At 67.0% G+C, this 23297-nt stretch carries 27 protein-coding genes; 13 read left to right on the top strand and 14 right to left on the bottom strand.

Features of this window, described 5'->3' with window-relative positions:
- Positions 1-2 precede the first annotated feature (2 nt).
- Positions 3-1016, bottom strand: a complete 1014-nt coding sequence (locus ACQY78_RS10540) for an FUSC family protein (RefSeq protein ID WP_428685346.1) — start codon at positions 1014-1016, stop codon at positions 3-5.
- A gap of 38 nt (positions 1017-1054) precedes the next feature.
- Between ACQY78_RS10540 and ACQY78_RS10535 the strand changes: the two genes are divergently transcribed.
- Together ACQY78_RS10535 and ACQY78_RS10530 are read left to right on the top strand one after the other, a co-directional pair.
- A complete protein-coding gene (locus tag ACQY78_RS10535) occupies positions 1055-2419 on the top strand; it encodes a UbiD family decarboxylase (RefSeq protein ID WP_428685344.1) in 1365 nt (454 codons plus the stop codon).
- Positions 2420-2499: 80 nt separating this feature from the next.
- On the top strand, positions 2500-3507 hold the full coding sequence (locus ACQY78_RS10530; RefSeq protein ID WP_428685342.1) for a Bug family tripartite tricarboxylate transporter substrate binding protein: 1008 nt from the start codon (positions 2500-2502) through the stop codon (positions 3505-3507).
- An 80-nt stretch (positions 3508-3587) separates the two neighbouring features.
- On the opposite strand, the gene ACQY78_RS10525 is transcribed toward ACQY78_RS10530, so the two are convergent.
- The gene (locus tag ACQY78_RS10525) at positions 3588-5099 is read right to left on the bottom strand and encodes a class I adenylate-forming enzyme family protein (RefSeq protein ID WP_428685340.1); all 1512 of its coding nucleotides are present in this window, start codon (positions 5097-5099) and stop codon (positions 3588-3590) included.
- A gap of 51 nt (positions 5100-5150) precedes the next feature.
- Positions 5151-5894: an SDR family oxidoreductase gene (locus ACQY78_RS10520; RefSeq protein ID WP_428685338.1), complete on the bottom strand. Its 744-nt coding sequence runs from the start codon at positions 5892-5894 to the stop codon at positions 5151-5153.
- Between the two features lie 71 nt (positions 5895-5965).
- Here ACQY78_RS10520 and ACQY78_RS10515 point away from each other — a divergent pair, with 71 nt between their 5' ends.
- Genes ACQY78_RS10515 through ACQY78_RS10505 form a run of 3 tightly spaced genes read left to right on the top strand, consistent with a single transcriptional unit; the run spans position 5966 to position 7379 of the window.
- Positions 5966-6346: a Rid family hydrolase gene (locus tag ACQY78_RS10515; protein ID WP_428685336.1), complete on the top strand. Its 381-nt coding sequence runs from the start codon at positions 5966-5968 to the stop codon at positions 6344-6346.
- Positions 6347-6379: 33 nt separating this feature from the next.
- A complete protein-coding gene (locus ACQY78_RS10510) occupies positions 6380-6844 on the top strand; it encodes a hypothetical protein (RefSeq protein ID WP_428685334.1) in 465 nt (154 codons plus the stop codon).
- A 7-nt stretch (positions 6845-6851) separates the two neighbouring features.
- Positions 6852-7379 carry a hypothetical protein gene (locus tag ACQY78_RS10505; RefSeq protein WP_428685332.1) on the top strand — a complete coding sequence of 176 codons (528 nt, stop codon included), beginning with the start codon at positions 6852-6854 and terminating at the stop codon, positions 7377-7379.
- 3 nt (positions 7380-7382) lie between these two features.
- Here the strand turns inward: ACQY78_RS10505 and ACQY78_RS10500 are convergent, their stop codons facing one another.
- Positions 7383-7670: a hypothetical protein gene (locus tag ACQY78_RS10500; RefSeq protein ID WP_428685330.1), complete on the bottom strand. Its 288-nt coding sequence runs from the start codon at positions 7668-7670 to the stop codon at positions 7383-7385.
- Between the two features lie 94 nt (positions 7671-7764).
- On the opposite strand from ACQY78_RS10500, the gene ACQY78_RS10495 reads away from it, so the two are divergent.
- Positions 7765-8082 carry a hypothetical protein gene (locus ACQY78_RS10495; RefSeq protein WP_428685328.1) on the top strand — a complete coding sequence of 106 codons (318 nt, stop codon included), beginning with the start codon at positions 7765-7767 and terminating at the stop codon, positions 8080-8082.
- Here the strand turns inward: ACQY78_RS10495 and ACQY78_RS10490 are convergent.
- Positions 8063-9055, bottom strand: a complete 993-nt coding sequence (locus ACQY78_RS10490) for an alpha/beta hydrolase (protein ID WP_428685326.1) — start codon at positions 9053-9055, stop codon at positions 8063-8065. The genes ACQY78_RS10495 and ACQY78_RS10490 overlap by 20 nt on opposite strands.
- Before the next feature lie 52 nt (positions 9056-9107).
- Between ACQY78_RS10490 and ACQY78_RS10485 the strand changes: the two genes are divergently transcribed.
- Genes ACQY78_RS10485 through ACQY78_RS10475 form a run of 3 tightly spaced genes read left to right on the top strand, consistent with a single transcriptional unit; the run spans position 9108 to position 10577 of the window.
- Positions 9108-9290, top strand: a complete 183-nt coding sequence (locus ACQY78_RS10485) for a zinc-finger domain-containing protein (RefSeq protein WP_425067437.1) — start codon at positions 9108-9110, stop codon at positions 9288-9290.
- Between the two features lie 12 nt (positions 9291-9302).
- Positions 9303-9761: a MaoC family dehydratase gene (locus tag ACQY78_RS10480; RefSeq protein WP_298310298.1), complete on the top strand. Its 459-nt coding sequence runs from the start codon at positions 9303-9305 to the stop codon at positions 9759-9761.
- Positions 9762-9767: 6 nt separating this feature from the next.
- On the top strand, positions 9768-10577 hold the full coding sequence (locus tag ACQY78_RS10475; protein WP_428685323.1) for a phytanoyl-CoA dioxygenase family protein: 810 nt from the start codon (positions 9768-9770) through the stop codon (positions 10575-10577).
- Positions 10578-10607: 30 nt separating this feature from the next.
- Here the strand turns inward: ACQY78_RS10475 and ACQY78_RS10470 are convergent, their stop codons facing one another.
- The 7 genes from ACQY78_RS10470 to ACQY78_RS10440 are packed head-to-tail and all read right to left on the bottom strand — an operon-like array spanning position 10608 to position 16269.
- Entirely contained in the window at positions 10608-10985 is a 378-nt protein-coding gene (locus tag ACQY78_RS10470) for a hypothetical protein (RefSeq protein ID WP_428685321.1), read from the bottom strand.
- Positions 10986-11033: 48 nt separating this feature from the next.
- Complete coding sequence (locus ACQY78_RS10465; protein ID WP_428685319.1) at positions 11034-12056, bottom strand: NADPH:quinone oxidoreductase family protein; 1023 nt, start codon at positions 12054-12056, stop codon at positions 11034-11036.
- Positions 12057-12072: 16 nt separating this feature from the next.
- Complete coding sequence (locus ACQY78_RS10460) at positions 12073-12840, bottom strand: crotonase/enoyl-CoA hydratase family protein (protein WP_428685317.1); 768 nt, start codon at positions 12838-12840, stop codon at positions 12073-12075.
- 9 nt (positions 12841-12849) lie between these two features.
- Positions 12850-13233: a hypothetical protein gene (locus ACQY78_RS10455; RefSeq protein WP_428685315.1), complete on the bottom strand. Its 384-nt coding sequence runs from the start codon at positions 13231-13233 to the stop codon at positions 12850-12852.
- Positions 13230-13691, bottom strand: coding sequence for a hypothetical protein (locus ACQY78_RS10450; RefSeq protein ID WP_428685313.1), 462 nt, complete (start codon positions 13689-13691; stop codon positions 13230-13232). Before ACQY78_RS10450 ends, ACQY78_RS10455 begins: the two co-directional genes overlap by 4 nt.
- 4 nt (positions 13692-13695) lie before the next feature.
- On the bottom strand, positions 13696-14883 hold the full coding sequence (locus ACQY78_RS10445) for a urate hydroxylase PuuD (protein WP_428685311.1): 1188 nt from the start codon (positions 14881-14883) through the stop codon (positions 13696-13698).
- 24 nt (positions 14884-14907) lie between these two features.
- Positions 14908-16269, bottom strand: coding sequence for a nucleobase:cation symporter-2 family protein (locus ACQY78_RS10440; RefSeq protein ID WP_428685309.1), 1362 nt, complete (start codon positions 16267-16269; stop codon positions 14908-14910).
- Between the two features lie 155 nt (positions 16270-16424).
- On the opposite strand from ACQY78_RS10440, the gene aceB reads away from it, so the two are divergent.
- The 4 genes from aceB to ACQY78_RS10420 are packed head-to-tail and all read left to right on the top strand — an operon-like array spanning position 16425 to position 21003.
- Entirely contained in the window at positions 16425-18044 is a 1620-nt protein-coding gene (aceB, locus tag ACQY78_RS10435) for a malate synthase A (protein WP_428685307.1), read from the top strand.
- Between the two features lie 10 nt (positions 18045-18054).
- Positions 18055-19587 carry an acyl--CoA ligase gene (locus ACQY78_RS10430; RefSeq protein ID WP_428685305.1) on the top strand — a complete coding sequence of 511 codons (1533 nt, stop codon included), beginning with the start codon at positions 18055-18057 and terminating at the stop codon, positions 19585-19587.
- Positions 19588-19597: 10 nt separating this feature from the next.
- Positions 19598-20566, top strand: coding sequence for a 2-dehydropantoate 2-reductase (locus ACQY78_RS10425; protein ID WP_428685303.1), 969 nt, complete (start codon positions 19598-19600; stop codon positions 20564-20566).
- Between the two features lie 17 nt (positions 20567-20583).
- Positions 20584-21003, top strand: coding sequence for a GNAT family N-acetyltransferase (locus tag ACQY78_RS10420; protein ID WP_428685301.1), 420 nt, complete (start codon positions 20584-20586; stop codon positions 21001-21003).
- A 367-nt stretch (positions 21004-21370) separates the two neighbouring features.
- On the opposite strand, the gene ACQY78_RS10415 is transcribed toward ACQY78_RS10420, so the two are convergent.
- Together ACQY78_RS10415 and ACQY78_RS10410 are read right to left on the bottom strand one after the other, a co-directional pair.
- Complete coding sequence (locus tag ACQY78_RS10415) at positions 21371-22246, bottom strand: uracil-DNA glycosylase (protein ID WP_428685299.1); 876 nt, start codon at positions 22244-22246, stop codon at positions 21371-21373.
- Complete coding sequence (locus ACQY78_RS10410; protein WP_428685297.1) at positions 22243-23271, bottom strand: homoserine O-acetyltransferase family protein; 1029 nt, start codon at positions 23269-23271, stop codon at positions 22243-22245. The genes ACQY78_RS10415 and ACQY78_RS10410 overlap by 4 nt, the downstream gene beginning before the upstream one ends.
- Positions 23272-23297: the final 26 nt, after the last annotated feature.

Genomic DNA, 23297 nt, shown 5'->3' with positions numbered 1-23297 from the left:
GCTCAAGTCACCTTGAGGATCCTGCGGCCTGCGAAGATCGTGAGGAAAGCGACCGCCACGCCCAGCGCAGCTTCGGCCACCCGGTCGACCAGGATGGGCGGCCACGGAGCGCCGCGGCTGAGGTTGCTCATGCCGATGGCCAGCGGGCAGAAGAAGAGCAGGGCCACGCCGTAGTTGCGCGACACCGCGACCTCTGCGACGGCCTGGCAGACGACGATGATTCCGATAAGCGCGAGAGGGCCGGGTTCGAAGGAGAACAGCAAGGCGGCAATGGTCACGCCGCCCAGGGTACCCAGCATGAGATGGATGGCGCGGTGCCAGACATCCTTGGCGGCCAGTGCCGGCATCAGGGCCGCGACGGTGACCGCCGCCCAGAACGGATGGCCCATGCCCAAGGCGAGCGCCAAAACCCAGGCGGCCAGGATGCCGAGCATGGCAGCTGCCAGCAGGACGAGATGCTGCCGCCGGTCGAGATCGGCGTAGCCCGCAGCGAGGCGGCGGCGCCATCCATCGGGGTCGGGTTCGCCCGGTGGCGCGCCGATACGGTTCAGTACGGCGAGCAGCACCGAGAAGGACGCGCCGCCCGCACCGACCGCGAGGCTAAGCGGCAGGCTTTCCCATTTCGTGGGAATGGCCGCGATGATCAGCAGCACCAGCACGAAGAACATCTCCCCGCGCGGTATCCAGCGCATCGCAGATCCCAGCGTGACGCCGGCGATCACGGTGAGGGCAAGCAGGACGCCCAGCACCGCGAGAGGGGCGTGCGAAGCGGACCAGGCCATGGCGACCGCCATGGTAACGACCAGACCCGTGCCGGCGATGACCTGGCTCTCGACACGCTTTCTCGAGGGTTCGTTGTGGCCGTAGAGCATCGCCAGCCCGCCGAACGCGGCATAGACGGCGAGATCGAGACGGCCGATGACCTCGAGCGCCAGCAGCGGCAGGCCCACCGCCACGGCGACGCGAATGGCTGCCTCGATGTCGTGGCGATGGATATCGGCCAGCAACTTACGCATCACGCTTTGTACTCGCGAACCGCAAGGACGGATTGACCATGCCCTACCAAGATATGCGTGCCTTCCTGACGGCCTTGAAGAACGCGGGCGAACTCGTCGAGATCGATCGGCCGGTCGCCGTGAAATACGATGTCGCAAAGGCCCTCGCCAGGGCAAGCGCGATGCAGGGCCCCGCCCTGATGTTCAAGCAGACCGGGACCGGGTTTCCCCTGGTCGCGGGCGTCTACGGCAACCGCCGGCTGGCGCTGATGGCCTTCGAGGCGACCGAGCAGACGATCCATGAGAAGGTCCTCAAGGGCATCAACACCCCGATCGCGCCCGTCGACTTCGAGGGCACGCCGCCGTGCCAGGAGGTCGTGCTGACGGGCGATGCGATCGATGTCACCAAGCTGCCGGTGCCGATCTACAGCCCGAAGGACGGCGGCCCCTACATCACTGCCGGCATCGTCGTGTCCGAGAATCTCGAGACCGGCGTTCCCGACATCGGAAACTACCGGATGCAGGTCCACGGGCCGAGGGAGCTTGGCGTCTTCTCGGCGTCCAACCATCGCTTCGGCAAGAACATCGCCCATGCCACCCAGATGGGGAAGCAACTGCGCGGCGCGCTGGTGATCGGCGTCGATCCGCTGACCATGTATTCCTGCCAGATACAGTCGAGCGATTCGACCAACGACTGGTTCGTGTCGGGTGGCTTGCGGGGTGCTCCCGTCGAGCTCGCCAAGGCGGTCACCAACGACATGAAGGTGCCGGCCTGGGCCGAGATCGTGATCGAGTTCACCGTCGACACCAACATCCAGAAGGTCGAAGGCCCGCTCGGCGAATATACCGGCTACTACACGCCGGCCTCGCTGAAGCCGGTCGCACAGATCACCGCGATCACCCATCGCAAGGGCGCGATCTTCCAGGGGCTGCTGACCGGCAAGCCGATCACCGAGAACCACGTCCTGAAGCAGATCCCGTTCGAGACCTCGATCCTGCGCCAGCTCCAGGCGCAGTTCCCGACGATCAGCGACGTCTCCATCAACAGCTCGGGCGGCGTGCAGACCTATGTCGTGATCGCCATGAAGCCACGCTACGAAGGGGAGGCGCGCCAGGCGATCCTTGCGGCGATGGCCGGCAACCTTCATCCGAAATGGGTCATCGTCGTCGATCCCGACATCGACATCCGCAACGCCGCCGAGGTCGAATGGGCGCAGTCGTTCCGGGTCAAGCCGAGCCAGGACGTCTTCGTCGTCGACCGCACCGCCGCCGCGCCGCTCGATCCCTACACCAACGGCGGTTACTCCTCCTCGGTCGGCATCGATGCCACCAGGCCGTTCGGCGAGGAATTCCCGGAGGTCTCGGAAGTGCCGGGCTGGAAGGACTTCCCGGTCCCGGAACTCGACGCCGTGAAGCGTAAATAGCCACGCTGACGGCCTGGCGGGCTTGGCGCGGCGGCCGGTTTGGGCGACAGTCCGCGCATAAACCGGGAGGAAGAAACGACATGACCGACCAGAACCGCCGCGGCTTCGTCCGCGCTTCGGGCGCTGCTGCCGCACTCGCCGCCATGGGCCTTGCCGGCCGTGCCGGCGCGCAGGGCACCCCGCCGCTCGAGACCGTGCGCATCATCACCGGCTTTCCGCCGGGCGGCACCTCCGACACGCTGTGCCGTCGCGTCGCCGAGGGGCTGAAGAACACCGCCTATACCAAGGTGGCCCTCGTCGAGAACAAGGCCGGCGCCGGCGGCCAGATCGCCATCCAGTCGATGAAGGGCGCGGCGACCGACGGCAGCGTCATCCTGCAGACGCCGGCCTCGATGCTGATGATCTATCCGCACATCTACAAGAAGCTCAGCTACGATGCCTTCACCGACGTGACCCCGGTGACGCTCGCCTGCACCTTCGATTTCGGCTTCTGCGTCGGCCCGGCCGTGCCCGACAGCGTGAAGAACATCCCGGAGTTCCTGGCCTGGTGCAAAGCCAATCCGGACAAGGCCAACTACGGCTCGCCGGCTGCCGGTTCGGTGCCGCACTTCATCGGCGTGCTGCTGGGTCAGGCGGGCGGCGTCGAGCTGAAGCATGTCGCCTATCGTGGCACACAGCCTGCCGTGCAGGACATGGTCGGCGGCCAGATCCAGGCCGTGTCCGGCCCGGTCGGCGAGTTCACGCAGCAGGTCGCCGCCGGCAAGGCGCGCTTCCTTGGCGTCTCGGGCGCCACCCGCAGCCGCTTCGCACCTGACGTCCCGACCTTCGCCGAGCAGGGCTACAAGGACCTCGTCTTCTCCGAATGGTTCGGCTTCTTCGCCCCGGGCGGCACCTCGGCGCCGGTCGTGATGCGCGCCAACGAAGCGCTTCGCGCCGCGCTCGCGCAGAAGGACGTGATCGACGGCCTCGCCGTGATGGGCCTCGAGGTGAAATCCTCGACGCCGCAGGAACTCGGCGCCCTGTTGAAGGAGAGCTACGACCGCTGGGGCCCGATCGTGAAGAAGATCGGGTTTACCGCGGATTCTTGACGCGGCCAATCAGCGGAGCGCGCCACTCCAGTGGCGCTCATGATCGTGAGGCGCCACTGGAGTGGCGCGCTCCTTTGAGGTCAAACCCGCTTCGCGTCGTCGCGCGCGTAGGTCGCGACGGCGCGGTCGACCAGGGTCTTGCGGTCGATCTTGTTCGTTCCCGCGAGCGGCAACTCGTCGACGAACCACACCGCGCGGGGATGGGCGTAGGCGGGGCCATTGTCGAGGGCGAAGCGGCGCAGCGCTTCCTCCGTCGGTGACGTGCCGGGCTTGCGGACGACGAACGCGACCGGGAGCTGGTACTTGATCTCGTCCGGCACCGGCACGACGCAGGCCTGGGCCACGTCGGGATGCCGGCCGAGCAGCTTCTCGACCTCACCGGGATAGACGTTCTCGCCGCCGCACTGGAACATGTCGTCGGCGCGGCCGACGAAGAAGACGAAGCCGTTCTCGTCGCGGCGCATCACGTCGCCGGTGTCGTACCAGCCGTCGATCAGGCGCTTCTTGGTGTCGGCCTCGCGGTTGAGATAGCCGCTCATCAGCGCCGGCGTGCGGATGTGCAGCACGCCCTGCGTCGCGCCGGTCTCGGTGCCGCCGACGAACTTCACCTCGATGTTGGCGCGAGGATAGCCGAGCGAGCCCATGGGCTTGGCGACGCCGTCGGGATGCGGTCCGAAGCCCAGCGGTCCGGATTCCGTGGTGCCCCAGCTGTTGGCCGTCTCGGCATTGGGGAACATCCGGTGCATCTGCTCGAAGAATTCCGCCGTCGAGGGCGCCGAGCCGGTGACCGCCGTCGTGACGCAGCCGAGGTCGGCCTTCGCCAGTTCCTCCGTCTCGCGCATCACCAGCGCGAGCATGGTCGGCACCGAGGTGATCATCGCGACGCGCTGGCGATCGATCGCGCGGATGAAGCCGCGGGCCGTAAAATTGGTCATCAGCACGATCGTGCCGCCGTTGATCATCGCCATCTTGGCGCTGAACAGGCCGTTCATGTGGAACAGCGGCGCGGCGATGATGATCTTCTGGCCCTCGATGCCGGGCCGCTGCTCCGGCGTCGCGCCGGTCGCCCAGAGGTAGCCGCCATGCGTGAGCGGCACGCCCTTGGGCAGGCCGGTCGAGCCCGACGTGTAGAGGATCATGGCGACTTCTTCCGGCGCCATGTCGAACGGCTCGAACGACCCTGCGTCCAGCAAACCGTCGATCTCCTCGATGGCGACGGTCGGCACCAGCGAACCGACCAGCGGCGCGCGCTCGGCGTCGGCGATCGCGAGCTTGATGGCCGAGTCCGTCATGATATGCGCCACGGTCTCGCGCGGCAGCTTGTGATTGACGCAGACCGACACGAGCCCGGCCGCCATGGTGGCCATGTAGAGCACCAGATAGTCGGCGCTGTTGGCCGCGACGATGGCCACGGCCTCGCCGCGCCCGAGCCCACGCTTCAGCAGGCCGCGCGCCAGGGCGGCGATACGGGTGCGCGCTTCGCCGTAGCTCAGGCGAAGCTGTTCGTCGCCCTCGGGCGAGACCTCGATGATGAAGGGCCGGTCGGCGGGCGCCTGCGGGTCGAGGATGGCAGCGAGATTCTGGGGGCTCATGATTTCCTGATTGATCGACGGACGATGGCTCTGCAAGCGACGTGCCGGGTCTCAGCCCCGGCGATGGAATTGCGAGCCGCCATACGACTGGTCGGTCGGCACGATCTCCATGAAGCTCACGTCCATGCGCTGCGGTGCGCCCAGCACGAACATGACCGCTTCGGCGATGTCGGTCGGCTGCAGAGTCTCGAAGCCCTCGTAGAAGCGGCGCCGTCCCTCCTCGCGATCCTCCATCAGGCCGAGATGGGCGCCGGTCTCGACCCGGCCCGGCGAGATCTCGGTCACCCGCACGCCCGACCCGTGCAGGTCGAGGCGCAGCGTCTGGCTGAGATTGTGGATGGCGGCCTTGGTCATGGCATAGACCGGCATGCCGGGCAGCGCCCAGGTGCCCGACGTCGAGCCGAGGTTGACGATGTGGCCGAGCCCGCGCCCCCGCATGCCGGGCACGACGGCGGCCAGGCAGTTGAGGGTGCCGCGCAGGTTCACGTCCATCAGCGTGGCGATGTCGTCGGGCGCGGTCTCCCACGACAGGCCGCCCCGCACCGGGGCGGAGGCGTTGTTGACCAGGATGTCGGCATCGAGCGAGCCCAGGGCGCTCAGCACCGCGTCGCGATGGGAGATGTCGAGGGCCATCGGCCGGCAGCCGGTTTCCCGCGCCAGGTCCGTCAGATCGTCGGCGGAGCGGGCGACGGCATAGACGTCGAGCCCACCGATCGTGAGCTCGCGGACGACGGCCGCGCCGATGCCGCGGCTCGCCCCGGTGACGATGGCGGTACGATAGCGATCGAGAGACACGGCTTCCTCCTTTGCCCGGCCCGAACGGCCGCCTAAAATGCCACCATAGCGCATCGAAGCTGGAGCAAGGCATGGCCAAGAAAGTCTTTCCCGACGGCACCGAGGTGGCGGGCTTCTACGTGCGCACCATCAAGAGCGGTCCATTCGTCTTCGTGTCGGGCACGACCTCGCTCAATCCCAAGGGGCAGGTTCAGGGCAAGGATGCGGCCCAGCAGACGGCGATCACCATGCGCAAGATCGAGGCCGGACTGAAGTCTGCCGGGGCGAAACTGGGCGATCTCGTGCGGACGACGATCTACGTGACCGATATTCGCGACATGGGGGCCGTGACGACGGCCTTGTCCAAGTCGCTGAAGGGGGCGGTGGTCACATCGACGCTGGTGGCCGTGAGCGCCCTTGCCGTGCCGGGGCTGCTGGTCGAAATTGAGGCTACGGCCGTCGTCGATGCGTGATGAGGGGCGACGGCTGATCGGGGAGAGAGTTGGATGAGCGTTAAGAGAGCAGGGTTGCTGGGGCGCCGGCAGGCGCTGATCGGGTCCGTGGGGGCCGTGGGTAGCATGCTGGCGGCGCCGGCGATCGCCCAGCAGCGGGTCAAGTCCGGAACCGTCACCATCGAGCAGGTCCAGGTGGCCTTCTTCGGCAGCGGCAATGTCGGCAGTGGTACGTTGCACTACGAGGGTCGCTACTATCGCTTCTCGGTCGGCGGCCTGGGCGTCGGCGGGTTCGGCGTCTCGAAGATGGAAGCCTATGGCGACGTCTACAATCTGAAGGAACTGCGCCAGTTTCCCGGCGCCTACGGCCAGGCGCGCTACGGCGCGGCCTACGGCGACAAGGGCAAGGGCGAGATGTGGCTGGAAAACACCAACGGCGTGATGATCGACCTGAAGACGCGCCGCCAGGGGCTGGCCGTGTCGCTCGGCGCCGACGCCGTCATCATCGACTTCAAGTGAGGCGGCCATGACGATGTTCAGCCGCGCCCTCGCGGGCGCCCTCGTTTTCCTGGCCGCCGCGCCCGCCTTCGCGCAGGACGAAACACAGACCTTCAATGCCTTCGCGGTGGTGCTTGCCAACGGCTCGGTTGTGCGGGCCGCGGAAAAGCAGCTCGTCGTGGCGGGCAATCTGGCCGGTCCCATGTTCATCGAGACCGACGAGGGGCCGCAGCAGGCCGGCCGCGTGGGCTGCGCGCTGTCGTCGAAGATCGACCAGGAAAGCCGCAAGACCAGCGCTTCGGGTGCCTGCACCTTCACGGCCTACGATGGCGCCACCGGCTGGGGCGAATGGGAGTGTGCCGGCTACGAACTCGTCGGCTGTCGCGGCACGTTCAAACTGACCGGCGGCACGGGCCGCTTCGAGGGCGCGAGCGGGGAGAGCACGCTCATCTGGCGTCCCACGGCCTACGAGCTCAAGAAACAGCTCGACGGGATGGCGCTCGACAATGCCACCGGCATCGTGCTGTGGCGCGAGTTCAAGCTGAAGGGCAAGTAGCCCTCAGCTTGCTGGCGGATAGGGAATCCGGTTGCGCTGGAGGAGCTCCTCCAGCGCCTTGATGCCTTGCTGGTAGCGGCCCTTCTGACAATCGACGCCGGCCCCGAGACGCGCCAGGTTGGGGCCGCCGGAGCCTTCGCCCCGTTGCGTGTTGTAACGGTCGTAGAGCGACCCGAGCTGGGCGCAGCGTGCCGCCAGTTGCGGGTCGGTCTGCTGGGCGCGCGCCGAAGCGGGGGCCAGCACGGCGGCGGCGATGGCGCACGAAACCAGGATACCGAGGCAGGCTTTCATGTCCCGCAGTAGGTCATGAATCGCGCGACCTTGCACCTGTCCGGCGGCGCGAGGTACTGTCGAGGGTCCCTCGAAGGGGCCAAGGGGAGAGAGAATGACGACGCGATCGACGATGCAGTGGATGTTCGTGATGGGCATCGCGGGTCTGGTCGCGGCCTGCGGCATGGCGAAGAGCACGCCCGGCGAGGATCCCCGGACGGAAACGAATGCGACTACGGTGACCTGGACCGACGGCAAGCCCGCCATCGCGATCAGCTGCAAGGAACCCGGCGGTTGTCAGACCCGCGCGGTCGCGATGTGCGGCAGCACGGGCGGCGATTACAAGACGCTGAAGATGGAAAACATGCCGACGCGCGGCGACATGGCGGAGCTGCGCGGCGCCGCTTCGGTCATCATTCGCTGCGGGGCCTAACGCTGGCCTGACCGCTGCGCTTCGATCCCCAGAGGCTCGCCATCTCGGGCAGGGATTTCGAGGCGTCCGCCCCCGACGGGAGCTGGGCCTCGTGATTTGAAATCCACGCCGCGACATCTTCCGTGACGGCCGGTCCCGCCTTGTCGCGCATCAGCAGGTGGTAGCCGTTCTTGTAGAAGGCGAGCTTCGAATCGGGCCGCGGCGGCATGATTGCGATGGCCGCCTTGACCGGTTCCTGCGGCACGATGCGATCGCCCAGCCCGTACATCATGAGATAGGGCTCCTTGACCCGGGCAGCTGATGCGCGTGCGTCATCCATGAGGTCGACCAGCCCGTAGGCCATGTCGAGGCGGGGCTGGCGCAGCATCATCGGGTCGTTGCGCAGCTTGTCGATGGTCTTGGGATTGTCGGTCGGCTTGTAGTCGATCGAGGTCGGGCCGGCGGGCATCCAGGGGATGGTATGGGCGAAGAACCACAGACCGGCGCTGGCCAAGGGTCCGAACGTATCGCGCGAGCGGACGGCCGCCGCCGACAGGATCAGCCCGTCGGATTCGGTCCCGCGATCGGCGGCCACCAGCACCACGGCCCCGCCCATGCTCTCGCCGGCCAGATAGAAGGGCACGCCGGGATGACGGGCCCGCACCAGGGCGGCGACCGTCTTGGCATCGTCGACCAGGGTGTCCGTGCCCGGCCAGCGGCCGCGGGTTGGGCTGTCACCGAAGCCGCGCTGATCGTAGGCGTAGGTGGTGATATCGGCGCCCTCCCAGCTTCCGGCCGGCTCCTCCCAGGCCATGCGGTAGTCGCCGAAGCCGTGCAGGGCCAGGATGACCGCCTTTGGGGCGCCGTTTGCCGCAGGCCAGACCGACAGCGGTAGCGAAGTTCCGTCCGCCGCGACATAACGGTCCTCGGTCAGCCGCGGCGTCTGCACCGCGCCGCCCGCCGGAACGACCGTCGGGGCGCAGGCTGAGAGCATGACCGCGGCCGCGGAGGCCGCTATCATCCGCCGGCGTAACAGGAGTGGGATCGTGACGGAGCCGTTTGAAGTCATCACTGTCGATACTGACCGCGTCGCCTGCGATGGCGGTGGCGGCGCGTTGGGCCATCCCAAAGTGTACCTCAACCTGGGCCCGGAAGGACACGTCGAGTGTCCCTACTGCAGCAGGCTCTACAAGCTGCGCGAAGGCGCACATCCCGCCCACGCTCACTGAGGGATCGACCCCATGAAACAGCTCGGTGAAGGCTGGAACTGGCGCGACCTCAAGGTCGGCGACAAGTTCGTCACCTATGGCCGAACGATCTTCGAGGCCGACCTGCTGAATTTCGTGACCCTTTGCGGCTTTTCCGAGGAGCTGTTCACGAACCGGGAGTACATTCGCGAGCATGCGCCGATGCGCGGCGGCCATCCCGTGCCGGGGGCCCTGGTCTATTCCATGGCCGAAGGTCTGGTGATCCCGACGACTTTGCAGGGAACGGGCCTCGCCTTCCTGTCGATGGGTTTCGATATCAAGGGTCCGACCTACGTCAACGACACGATCCACGTCGAGATCGAGATCACCGAGATCAAGCCGACCTCCAAGGACCCGATGCGCGCGCTGGTGCGGACCACCAACCTGGTGAAGAACCAGAAGGGCGAGACGGTCCTGATCTACACGCCGCTGCGCATGCTTCAGGGAAGCTGACGTCCGATGCCGATGCCGACCGATGCCGAAATCGCCCGCTACCGCGAGGATGGCGCGGTCTGCCTGCGCAACGCCATTCCGCTGGAGTGGATCGAGCGGATGCGCGCGGCGGTGGACGACGACATGAAGACTCCGGGGCCGATGGTGCGGATCAACACGCCGCAGGGCGCGCCCGGCCTGTTCTTCGTCGACTTCCAGCTCTGGCAGCGCCACCCCGCGGCTCGCGCCTTCGTCTATGAATCGCCCGCACGCGAGATCGTGGCGAGCCTCATGGGCTCGAAGGAAGTCGTCTACTATCACGACCATCTGCTGGTGAAGGAGCCGGGCACGCAGGAGCGCACGCCCTGGCATCACGACCAGCCCTACTATCCGATCGACGGCGAGCAGGTCATCTCGCTGTGGACGCCGCTCGACCCAGTCGACCGCGAGACCTGCGTCGAATACGTGAGGGGCTCGCATCGCTGGGGCCGCTGGTTCCAGCCCAAATTCTTCAAGCAGGGCGGCGTCGACCTGCAGGTCCAGGACAGCCGCTTCGAGCCGTTGCCCGATCTCGATGCCGAGCGCGGCAGCCACGAGTTCCTCGCCTGGGACATGGAGCCGGGCGACGTCATCGCCTTCCACGCGCTCACCCTGCATGGCGCCTCGGGCAACCGTTCGAGCGCCCGTCGCCGTCGTGCCTGGGCGACGCGCTGGTGCGGCGACGATGCCCGCTACGGCGCCCGCGCCGGCCAGATCTCGCCGCCCATCCAGGGCCATGGGCTGAAGCCGGGCGACCGGCTCGAATGCGAGACTTTTCCGAAAGTGTGGCCGGCCTAGTCGAGGGAGCACAGCCGGAAAGGCGCGCTCCTAGGAGCCCGAGTCGAAGGCGTCCAGCCACTCGCGGGCATGGTGCAGTTCGCGGAAGATCTTCACCGGGCGGTCGCCCTGGGCCAGCACCTCGAACAGGCTTGCCTGCTGGTAGGCCTCTTCCGTGACTGCGACGATGGCGAGGGGCCCCAACGTGCTGACCTGCATGTAGGCTCGGATGCGGGCACCGATCACCATCATGTCGGCGTCGTTCAACATCACCGTGGCGTGGGTCATGTCGAAGATCTTGCGGTAGGACAGCACGTCGGCGATGGCCACGCCGTCGAGATAGTTTTCGACATCCTTGAGCCGCAGCTCATCGCGCGCGACGGCGATCACGAGGCGGTGCGGCTTGGAGATCGTCCACTGGACCGGCATTGAACCCACTATGCCGGAACGAACGCACGACCGACAAGCGCCCGCGTCTTACGGAACCAGCACGGCCTTGCCGACGACGGTGCGCTCCTCGATCAGGCGAAAAGCCTTCACCCAATCTGCAAGGTCGCAGGTCGCGGCGACCGTTGCCTTGAGCTTTCCTTCGGTGAACCAACGCGTGAGGTCTTTTTGGGCCTCCGCCACCAGCGCACGACGCTTCACGAGCGCCTCCGCTTCCTTCGGCGAGGGAACACCCTTGCCGCCCCAGCCATTCCAGTAGCCGTAGTAGAAGCCGATCACCGTCACGTTCTTGACCAGCAGGATGTTGGCCGGAATCTGCGGGACGGTGCCGCTGGCGAAGCCCATCGGAATGATCCGGCCCTCGGGCGCCACGCACCGCAGCGACGCTTCGAAGGCCGATCCGCCGACCGGATCGTAGATCACGTCGGCGCCGCGCCCGCCGGTCAGGTCGAGCACCTTGGTGCGCAGGTCCTCGGAGCGATAGTCGATCAGGTGATCGGCGCCGGCCTCGCCGGCCGCCTTCAACTTGTCGGCGCCGCCGGCGCTGGCGATCACCACCGCGCCCATGGCCTTGCCGACCTCGATGGCGGTGAGGCCCGAGCCGCCGCCCGCGCCATGCACCAGCAGCACTTCGCCGGGCTGCAGGTTGGCCTTCCACTTCAGGGCGCCATAGGCGGTGGGATAGAGCGTCGGGAAATTGGTCGCCTCGGCGTAGGGCATGATCTCGGGAATCTGCACCAGGTTCGCGGCTGCGGCCGTCGCGTACTCCGCGAAAGCGCCCTGGCTGACGCCCGTCGCGATGCGGTCGCCGACGGCGACATTGGTCACCCCGTCGCCCAGCGCCACGACATGGCCGGCCAGTTCGTTGCCGGGGACGTAGGGCAGGGCGGGCTTGTTCTGGTGCTTGCCCTGTACGCCCAGCATCGCAGCGAAGCTCACGCCGGCGGCGCGGACCCGAACCAGAACCTCGCCCGCCTTTGGCGCGGGCTGGGGAATGTCCTCGACCTTCAGGCTGTCGATCGGACCATAGGCATGACAAACAAGCGCCCGCATATCCCTACCTCTTTGATTACTTCTTGAACTGGCCGTGCCGGCCTTCGCCCTGGGCGAAGCGCGCCGCGCCGCCCTGCGATTCCTGTCGCCTTGCGTCCAGCGACAGTTCCATCTCGCGACGGATCGCCGACGCCTCGTCGCGGTCGAAACTCTCGTAGGCGGACTGCCGATCCGACGTCATGGCGATCGGCGGGAAGCCCGCGATCTGGCGGGCCAGGGTCTCGGCCTCCGCGCGCGTCGTGCCGCGCGCCACCTTTCGTGTGGCCAGCCCGATCGCGATCGCCTCGTCGGCGCCGACGGCGCGGCCGGTCAGCAGCATGTCCATGGCGCGGCCTTGGCCGACGATGCGCGGCAGGCGAACGGTCGTGCCGTCGCTCATCGGCACGCCCCAGCGGCGTGAAAACACACCAAAGGTCGCGGTGTCGTCGACGATGCGGATGTCGCAGAACAGCGCGACCCCCAGCCCGCCGGCGCAGGCATGGCCCTCGATGGCGCCGATCACCGGCTTGGACAGGGGCGCGCGCAGCGGCCCCCGGTCGCTGCCGGCCCAGGGAAAATAGTCGGTACCCGAGCCCAGCTCCTTGAGATCGGCGCCGGCACAGAAGGCGCCGCCCGCGCCGGTCAGCACGGCGACGCGCGCCTCGGCATCGGCCTCGAAGGCGCGCAGGGCATCGGCGAGGCCATGCGCGGCCTCGTTGTCGAGGGCGTTCCGGGCCTGCGGCCGGTTGATGATGATGGTGGTCACTGGCCCCTGGGCCTCGACCACGATTTTCGGCGTGCTCATGCCATCGTCTTAGCGAACCGTGGCGAGCTCGTCTTCAAGCTGGGAGTTGGAGCGGGCCGGTGTGCGGAAGTACCACCAGTTCTTCTGGGCGGTCCAATGTTCCTTGCGGGCGGTGCCGCCGCCCCAGACGCAGCGCTTGAAATCACGCGTCGCGGCCATGAAGGCCCGATCGGCCTCGTCGAGCTTCAGCGCGTGGTCGCCCATCTCCTCGCGGCCGAACATCGGCAGGGCCTCGAGAATCAGCTCGCGCACGTCGACGTCGTTCAGCCAGTTGTCGAGATCGAACGTGTAGTCTTCCCGCTCGAGGCCGCGGGCGAAAGTCGCCCACTGGTCGATCAGTTCCTGAAGGTCGGCCACGTTGGGCGGGCCGGGCGGTGGTGACGTCGGGTTCAATCGTTCCCTCTTTCGGATTGTCGGCGGTAGTAGCGCTCGCCGTCGTTGGGTTTGAAGAAGGTGCGGATGACGCCGTTGGCATTGAAGGCGATGAAGGCGCCGGTGTCACGGTCGAAACGCGTCACGACACCATCGCGCCGCACCGTCTCGAGGATCGGTCCGCCGACCTTGGCGTCGCGCAGGAGCTGCGCCTGTCGAAGATAGTCCTGCTTGGTGATGCGACCGAACTCGCTGCCATGCTTCTGGTAGTGATCGTCGAGGCGGCGCTGGTCGGCGAAGCCTACGCTCGCGCCCCAGCCCTGGCCCGCCTCGCGCGCCTCGGCGGAGATCGCAGGTCCGCGCGCGGCCTCGCGATGGCCGCGTTCTGAAGTCTGGGTCCAGAAGAGGAAGATCGCGACCGCCGCCAGCGCCGCCGTCAGGAGACGGCGCCACGGCACGCCGCGGGAGCGGAGGTTCATGCCTCTATTGTGCGCCGCCTTTGAACCAGCGCGCAATCATGCGGCGCTCGGCATCGGTAATGTTCGTCATGTTACCGGGCGGCATGACGCGCGAGGCGGCCGCCTGCTGGTTGATCGCCGCGGCCATGGCGTGAATTTGCGCGGGCGTCTCGAGCATCAGTCCCTTGGGCGGTGCCAGGAAGCCTTCCTGGGTGGGTTTGGCGGCATGGCAGGGTGTGCAGCGCGCCTGGATGATGGGCTGGACCTCGGCGAAGGCGACCGGGCCGCCGCCGTCGGCGCTGGGACGCGGCAGGGCGAGCAGGGCGGTGAAGGCGATGAAGACGAAGCCCGCGGCCAGCACCAGCGGGTTGGCGTTGCCCTTGTGGCGCTGGACGAACCACACCCGGATCAGGGCGCCGGCAATCGAGATCGTCAGCAGCAGCACCCAGTTCCATTCGTGGCCGTAGAGGCCGGCGTAATGGTTGCTGATCATCGTGAACAGCACGGGCAGTGTGAAATAGGTGTTGTGGACCGAGCGCTGGCGGCCGCGCAGCCCGTGGATCGGATCGGGGATGCGGCCTTCTTCCTTGGCCTTCACCAGCTCGCGCTGGCCGGGGATGATCACGAAGTAGACGTTCAGCACCATGATGGTGCCGAGCATCGCGCCGAAATGGATGTAGGCGCCGCGGCCGGAGAAGATGTGGCAGAGCGCCCAGGCGGCGGCGACGCAGTAGAGGAAGACGAGGCCGCCCAGCACGACCTCGTCCTGGCCCAGGATCGACCGGCAGAGAAAGTCGTAGACCAGCCAGCCCAGCACGAGGAAGCCGAGCCCGATGGCGATCGCCTGCGGTCTCGTCAGCGGCAGGACCGACGGGTCGATCAGCGCGACCTCGGCCCCGTAGTAATAGACGAGGCAGAGCAGGAAGAAGCCGGTGACGAGCGTGGTGTAGGCTTCCCACTTGAACCAATGCAGTTCCGGCGGCAGCCGCTCGGGCGCCACCTTGAACTTCTTGGCCGTGTAGAAGCCGCCACCATGGACTGCCCAGACCTCGCCGCCGATCCCCCTGGCCTCGTCGGCCGGGTCGAGCGGCTTGTGCAGATGGTTGTCCAGCCAGATGAAATAAAAGGAGGCGCCGATCCAGGCGATGCCCACGATCATGTGAGCCCAGCGCAGCAGCAGGTTCAGCCAGTCGACAACGAAAGCAGCGTCCATTCCGTCTCCCCCCTCCCGCCGGGCTCAGTGCGCCGCGTCGTTCTCCCGCCCGGCCGCCGCCGCCTCGGCGGCGGCATCCGCGCTGCCCTTCATACCGTTGAAATAGGCGTTGAGCAGGACCGCGGAAATCGAGGCCAGCAGGATGCCGCTGTGAAGCAGCGGTCCCAGCGCCTTCGGCATCTGGCCGAAGAAGCGCTCCGAGACAAGGGGGATCATACCCAGACCGATGCTGATCGCCACAATGTAGGCGTTGTTGGGATTGCCGCGGAAATCGACGCGCGAGAGAATCCTGATGCCGGTTGCGCAGACCATGCCGAACATGACGATTCCCGCCCCACCCAGCACGAACTGCGGCACGGAGGCCACGACGGTGGCGATCTTCGGGAACAGGCCGAGCGCCAGCATGATGACGCCGCCCGTCGCAGTGACCCAACGGCTGCGAACGCCGGTGATTCCCACCAGCCCGACATTCTGGGAGAAGGACGTGTAGGGGAAGGTGTTGAAGATGCCGCCGATCAGCGTGCCCAACCCGTCGACCCGCAGCCCGCGCGTCAGATCCTCCTTGTCGATCTTCCGGTCGGTGAGTTCGCCCAGGGCGAGGAACATGCCCGTCGATTCGATCATCACCACGATCATGACGAGACACATGGTGAGGATCGCCAGCGCATCGAACGTCGGCAGACCGAACTGGAACGGATAGACCGGCTCGATCCATCCGGCTTCGGCGACGCCCGCGAAACTCACCTGGCCCAGCAGCATCGCGACGACGAAGCCCGCGACCAGGCCCAGCAGCACGGCGATGTTGGCGAAGAACCCCTTGAGGTATTTCGTGATCCCGAGAATGACCAGCAGGACGAGGAAGGCGACCGAGATGTAGAGCGGATCGCCAAAACGCGGGTTGCCGATGCCGCCGGCTGCCCAGTTGATGCCCACGCGCATCAGCGAGATGCCGATGACCGCGATGATCGTGCCGGTGACGACCGGCGGGAACAGCGGCAGGAGGCGGCTGATGAAAGGCGCGATCACGATGCCGAAGATGCCGGCCGCGATCACCGCCCCGTAGATGCCGAGCAGGCCGATGCGCGGATCGGTGGCCATGGCCAGCATCGGGCCGACGGCGGCGAAGGTCACGCCCATCATCACAGGCAGGCGGATGCCGAACCATCGGAAGCCGATCGACTGGATCAGGGTGACGATGCCACAGGCGAACAGGTCGGCGTTGATGAGGATCGCAATCTGATCCTTCGGCAGCTTAAGCGCGCCACCCAGGATCAGCGGGACGGCGACGGCACCGGCATACATCACCAGGACATGCTGCAGCCCGAGCGGCAGCAGTTTCACGAGCGGCAGCTTTTCGTCCACTGGATGGACGGCGGTCTCGACCATCTGTCTTCTCCCCCGAGTGACGTGTGTCGTTGCAGTGCAGGGAGCAACCCCCGTGCCAATAGGGGATTTCGCCCGGCGCGATCGAATTCGGGCTGGTCTGGCGACGGTTCCGGCGCTAAATCGCCCGTTCAACCTGGGTATCGAGGGGAAACAAAATGGCGGCTCTGGACCTTCCAGCGGGCGTGGTCATCGACGGCGCAATGAAGCCCGGCTTCGAAAAGGTGCTCACCAAGGAGGCCGTCGCCTTCGTCGCCGACCTGCAGCGCAAGTTCAATGCCCGGCGCGAAGAGCTGCTGGCGCTCCGCGTCGAGCGCCAGAAGCGTCTCGATGCCGGTGAGAAGCCGGACTTCCTGCCCGAGACCGCCAAGATCCGCGAGAGCGACTGGACGGTCGCGCCCCTGCCCAAGGACATCCTGGACCGCCGGGTCGAGATCACCGGGCCGGTCGACCGCAAGATGATCATCAACGCGCTGAACTGCGGCGCCAACGTCTTCATGGCCGACTTCGAGGATGCCTCGACCCCGACCTGGGCCAACATGGTCGAGGGCCAGTACAATCTGGCCGACGCCGTCCGCCGCCAGATCGACTATGTCGATCCCAACAGCGGCAAGTCCTACAAGCTGAACGACCAGACGGCCGTGCTGTTCGTGCGGCCGCGCGGCTGGCACCTGCTCGAGAAGCACATGACGGTCGACGGGAAGCCGATGTCGGGCTCGCTGTTCGATTTCGGCTTCTACTTCTTCCACAATGCCAAGGAAGCGCTGTCGCGCGGCACCGGGCCGTATTTCTACCTGCCCAAGCTCGAGAGCCATCTCGAGGCGCGGCTGTGGAACGACGTGTTCGTTGCCGCCCAGGACGCGCTCGGCGTGCCGCAGAAGTCGATCAAGGCCACGGTGCTGATCGAGACGATCGTCGCCACGTTCGAGATGGACGAGATCCTGTGGGAACTGAAGGATCACTCTGCTGGCCTCAACTGCGGCCGCTGGGATTACATCTTCTCCTTCATCAAGAAGTTCCGCGAGCAGGAGTGGGCGGTGCTGCCCGATCGCGGCACGGTCGGCATGACCTCGCACTTCCTGCGCTCCTACAGCCAGCTCGTGATCAAGACCTGCCACCGCCGCGAAGTGCATGCGATGGGCGGCATGGCGGCGCAGATTCCGATCAAGAACGATCCGAAGGCCAACGACGAGGCGATGGGCCGCGTCCATGCCGACAAGAAGCGCGAGGCCGGCGACGGCCATGACGGCACCTGGGTCGCGCATCCCGGCCTGGTGCCGATCGCCAAGGCCGAGTTCGACGCGGTCATGAAGGAAGCCAACCAGATCGCGCGCAAGCGTCAGGACGTGCACGTCACGGCCGCCGACCTGATCCAGATCCCGACGGGTCCGAAGACCGAGGCAGGCCTGCGCCAGAACGTGGCGGTGGGGATCGGCTATGTCGAGGCCTGGCTGCGTGGCATCGGCTGCGTGCCGCTGTTCAACCTGATGGAAGACGCCGCCACCGCCGAGATCAGCCGCGCGCAGGTCTGGCAGTGGGTGCGCCACAACCAGAAGCTCGACGACGGCCGCACCATCACCAAGGAACTCGTCGGCGAGATCGTGCGCGAGGAGAACGACAAGGTAAAGGCGCAGATCGGCGAGGAGGCCTATGCCAAGGGTCGCTACGAGGACGCCGCCCAGCTGATGATCGACCTGGTCGAGCAGCCGCAGTTCTACGAGTTCCTGACCCTGCCGGCCTACGATCGCATCATGGCCGACGAGAAGGCGGCGGCCTGAAGGACAGACGATGATCAAGACCGTTTATGACGTCGCCTCCGCGGGCAAGCCCGGTGCGCCCGCGATCGGCGCGCCGGGCCGGCCGTGGCTCACCTATGGCGACCTGAAGAAGCTGACCGACGATACGCTGGCCACGCTCAACGCCGTCGGCATCGGCCGTGGCGACCGCGTCGCCATGGTGGCGCCGAACGGGCCCGAGATGGCGTCCTCGTTCATCGCCGTCGCGTCGGGCACCAGCTCGGCGCCGCTCAACCCGGCCTATCGCGCCGACGAGTTCGAGTTCTATCTCGACGATCTGAAGCCCAAGGCGGTGATCGTGCAGCAGGGCATGGACAGCCCGGTGCGCGGCATGGCCGAGAAGGTCGGCGTGCCGATCATCGAGCTGATCCCGACCGCCGACGGTCCGGCCGGCAGCTTCACGCTCGACGTGTCTGCGCTGAAGCCGGCGAAGGCCGACAAGCCCGGCACCTCGGTCGACGGCGAGATCGCGCTGGTGCTGCACACGTCGGGCACGACCGCGCGGCCCAAGATCGTGCCGCTGTCGACGGCCAACCTCGCGGCCTCGGCGCGTCACATCGCGGCCTCGCTGGCGCTGACGCCGGCCGACCGCTGCATGAACATCATGCCGCTGTTCCACATCCACGGGCTGATCGCCGCGACACTGTCGTCGCTGGGCGCCGGCGCGGCGGTTTCCTGCACGCCGGGCTTCAACGCGCTGCGTTTCTTCGCCCAGCTCGAAGAGGTGAAGCCCACCTGGTACACGGCGGTGCCGACCATGCACCAGGCGATCCTGACGCGCCTGCGCAGCCATGCCGACGCCGCGAAGGCCGCCAAGCTGCGGTTCATCCGCTCCTCGTCGGCTTCGCTGCCGCCGCAGGTCATGCTCGAACTCGAGGCGGCGTTCGACTGCCCGGTGATCGAGGCCTACGGCATGACCGAGGCCAGCCACCAGATGGCGTCCAACGCGCTGCCGCCCGGCAAGCGCAAGCCGGGCGCCGTCGGCCTGCCGGCGGGTCCGAAGATCGCCATCATGGACGAGGCCGGCCACTTCCTGCCGCAGGGCACGATCGGCGAGGTCGTGATCCAGGGGCCGAACGTCACCGCGGGCTACGACAACAATCCCGACGCCAACCTGAAGGCCTTCGCCGACGGCTGGTTCCGCACCGGCGACCAGGGCCGCTTCGACGAGGATGGCTACCTGTTCCTGACGGGCCGCCTGAAGGAGATCATCAATCGCGGTGGCGAGAAGATCAGCCCGATCGAGGTCGACACCATCCTGATGGATCACCCGGCGGTCGAGCAGGTCGTGACCTTCGCGATTCCCCATCCCATGCTGGGCGAGGATGTCGGCGCGGTCGTCGTGCTGCGCTCGGGCCAGGAAGCGACGGAGCGTGAGCTGCGCGACTTCGTGGCCAAGCACGCCGCCGACTTCAAGGTGCCGCGCAAGGTCGTGTTCGTGAGCGAGATCCCCAAGGGCGCCACGGGCAAGCTGCAGCGCATCGGCCTGGCCGCCAAGCTCGGCCTGGGCGAGGCAAAGGCCTGAGGATCGCACCGTGACCTCGATCTGCGTTTTCGGCGCCGGTGCGATCGGCGGCCTGATGGCGGCCAAGCTCGAAATGGCCGGCACGCCCGTCACCGTGGTGGCGCGCGGCCCTCATGGCGAGGCGCTGCGCACCCGGGGCCTCGTCCTGCTGAGCGAAGGCAAGGAGACGGTGACGGAACCCCGCGTCGCCACCGATCCGAAGGAGATCGGGCCGCAGGACTATCTCGTGCTGACCCTGAAGGCGCATTCGCTGCTGCCGGCGATGGCGCAGCTCCAGCCGCTGATCGGGCCGAACACCACGATCGTCGCGGCGATCAACGGTGTGCCCTGGTGGTACAGCTACAAACTGGGCGGCGAGTTCGAAGGCAAGCGCATCGAGTCGGTCGATCCCGACGGGGCACTCACGGCCGCGCTGCCGCCGTCCCAGGTGCTGGGCAGCATCGTCTATCCGGCCGCCGACGTGGTCGAGCCCGGCGTGATCCACCACACCTACGGCGACCGCTTCACGCTCGGCGAGCCGGACGGCAGCCGCAGCGAACGTGCAGCGAAGCTGTCGGAGCTGCTGATCAAGGCCGGTCTCAAGGCACCGGTGCGCCCGCGCATCCGCGACGAGCTGTGGGTCAAGCTCTGGGGCAACATGGCCTTCAACCCGATCAGCGCGCTGACCGGTGCGACCCTCGACAAGGTGATCGGCGATGCCGGCACGCATGCCGTCTGCCGCGCCTTGATGGTCGAGGGCCAGGCCGTCGCCGAGAAGCTCGGCGTGAAGTTCGCCATCAACGTCGACAAGCGGATTGCCGGCGGTGCCGAAGTGGGGTCCCACAAGACCTCGATGCTGCAGGACCTCGAACGCGGCCGTCCGCTCGAGATCGAGGCGCTGCTGGGCGCCGTCGTCGAGATGTCGGAATGGGTCGGTGTCGACATGCCGATCGGCCGCAGCGTGCTGGCGCTGGTCCGCCAGCGCGCCGCGATGCGCTGAGGTGATGGGGCGCTGATATGGAGAAGGTCGAGCTCGTCTTCGACCCCGACAACGCGCGCGCCGCGGGCTATGTGGGCGAACGTCTTTCGACGTTCAATGCGAGCCGCACCGGCAGGTCCGACTACTACCCCTGCAAGATTTTCCTGAAGGGCGAGAAGGGCGAAACCCTGGGCGGCCTTCTCGGCTACGTCTGGTCGGACTGGCTGTTCGTGTCGATCCTCTGGGTCGACGAGGCGCTGCGCGGCCAAGGCCACGCCACGCGTCTCATGGACGCCGCCGAAGACTATGCCCGCCAGCGCGGCTGCCACTCGGCGCACCTCGACACCCACACCTGGCAGGCCCGCCCGTTCTACGAGAAGCGCGGCTACGAAGTCTTCGCCACCCTCGACGACTTTCCGCCGGGCCATAAGAAGTTCTTCCTGAAGAAGAGCCTCTAGCGGGCTGCGGGAATGTCGGAATTCCGGCGCATAAACGAAACAAACGAAATAAACGAAACAAACGAAGCCGATGTCGCACCCCCTGTATCCCGTGTCGGGGTGCCCCTTGGCGCAACAATGTTGCTCGCGAGTGCTTCTGAAAGACCTGTTTCAACGGCCTGTTAGGCGAGCGGAAGTAGGTTGAGCCAAGGGGATGTAAATAATCCCATCGTCTCGACCGGAGCCTCGCGGAGCGAGGCGGGGCGGAGAGACCTTCCCTCTACGATTTGCCGGCTTTTTGTTGAAGCGAGGTCTCTCCGGTACGCGCCTGCGGCGCTCGGGTCGAGACGACGGAATTCATTTGTGCAGCTTGATGATCTCTGCCGCGTCAGCGAACGCCCAGCTCCTTCAACCTCTTGTCGAGCGACAGCAGGTCGGCCCAGCTCTGGCGTTTGCTGGCGGGGGTGCGCAGCAGATAGGCGGGATGGAAGGTGGGCAGCGCCGGGACTTCGCTGCCGTCGTCGAGCGTGAGCGTCGTCCATTTGCCGCGCAGCCGCGTGATGCCCTCGGCCGTGTTCAGCACGGCCTTCACCGCCGTGCCACCGGCCAGCACCACGATCTTGGGCTTGGCGAGCTCGATGTGGCGGCGGGTGAAGGCGAGGCAGATCGCCTGCTCGGACAAAGTCGGCGTGCGGTTGCCCGGCGGCCGCCAGAACAGAATGTTGGTGATGTAGACGTCGCGCTCGCGGCTCATGCCGATGGCGGCAAACATGCGGTCCATGAGCTGGCCGCTGACGCCGACGAACGGCTTGCCGAGCCGATCCTCGTCGGCGCCCGGCGCTTCGCCGACGATCATCACCGGCGCGCCGGCCACGCCGTCGGCGAACACCGTGTTCTTGGCCGTGCGCTTCAGGGCGCAGCCCTCGAAGGCGCGCACGGCTTCCTCGAGTTCGGCGATGGTGGTCGCGCGGCGCGAGACCTCGCGCGCGTCTTCGGCGAGCTGCGGCGATTCCAGCGGCACGGGCGCGCGCACGACCGCCGGTGCGGCCGGCGCGCGGATCGGTGTCGGCGCGGTCGGTGACGAAGCGACAGGTGTCGACGCGGCCGGTCCCGCGGTGGCCGCAGGGGCCGCGGCAACGGCGGCCGGCGGCGGAAGCGCGAAGCGGTCGATCGCTTCCTCGCCGATCGTCTCGTCGATCCCGTGATCGACGTACCAGCGCAGCAGCGCGGCGGCGTCCTGCGGAGCGAACGCCGCCTCGGTCATGCCAGGCTCTTGATGAAGGCGCCGAGGATCGGGGCCCACATCGCGGCGTCGGCATGGCTCGCCATATGACCCTTGTCCGACGGCATCTCGACATAGGTGAGATCGACGCCGGCCTTGCGCATGTCGAGCGCATGGGCGGCGCAGTCGGTGAGGTCGAACAGCTTGTCGGTCTTGGAGATGACGTAGAGGACCTTGGTCTGCTTGAGCTGGTCGTACTGCTTGGTGATGTCGAACCCGTCGATCGCGCGGCGCAGGGTGACCAGCGAATGGCCGTCGTAGATCTGCGCCCAGCTCTTGGCGGCGACCTTGGCCTCGGCTTCGCCCTGCCCGTAGTTCAAGAGCGTCTCGTAGCGGATCTGCTCCAGCGCGGCCGGGATGCCGCCGTTCTCGTAGTACCAGCCGCCGTTCCAGTTCGGGTCGCTGGCGAGGCGCTTCTGAAGCGCCTCCAGCCCGCCCAGGCGGCCGGGCGCGCGCGGCGAGGTGACCGAGGCGGCGATGCCCTTCATGAAGCCCGGGTAGGATGCGGCCCACTGGAACGACTGGAAGCCGCCCATCGACGGACCGACCACGGCCACGAGGCTCTTCAGTCCGAGAGAATCGACCAGCAACTTCTGGCTGGCGACCATGTCGCGCAGGGTGATTTCCGGGAAGGTCGGGCCGTAGGGCTTGCCGGTGCCGGGATCGATCGAGTTGGGACCGGAGCTGCCGTGCGCCGAGCCCAGCGCGTTCACCGAAACGACGAAGTGGCGGTCGGTGTCGATGGCCTTGCCCGGCCCGATCAGCCCGTCGAACCAGCCGGCCGCCCCTTCCGTCACGCCGCGGCCGTGTTTGCCGGAGGCATTCTTGCCTGCAGCGTGATGGGACGAGGTATAGCCGTGCACGACCAGGATGGCGTTGTCCTTGGCCGGCGACAGCGTGCCATAGGTTTCGTAGGCAAGTTCGAGGACGGGTAGCGTCTTGCCACTTTCCAGCCTGAAATCGCGTGCAGAGAAGGTCTTGCTCTCGATTTCGATCAACTCAGGCACAGGAATTCCCCTTTTCAGCGGGTGGC

Source organism: Reyranella sp. (assembly GCF_965279625.1).
GTDB lineage: Bacteria > Pseudomonadota > Alphaproteobacteria > Reyranellales > Reyranellaceae > Reyranella.
This window is presented reverse-complemented; position numbering and strand designations above follow the sequence as displayed.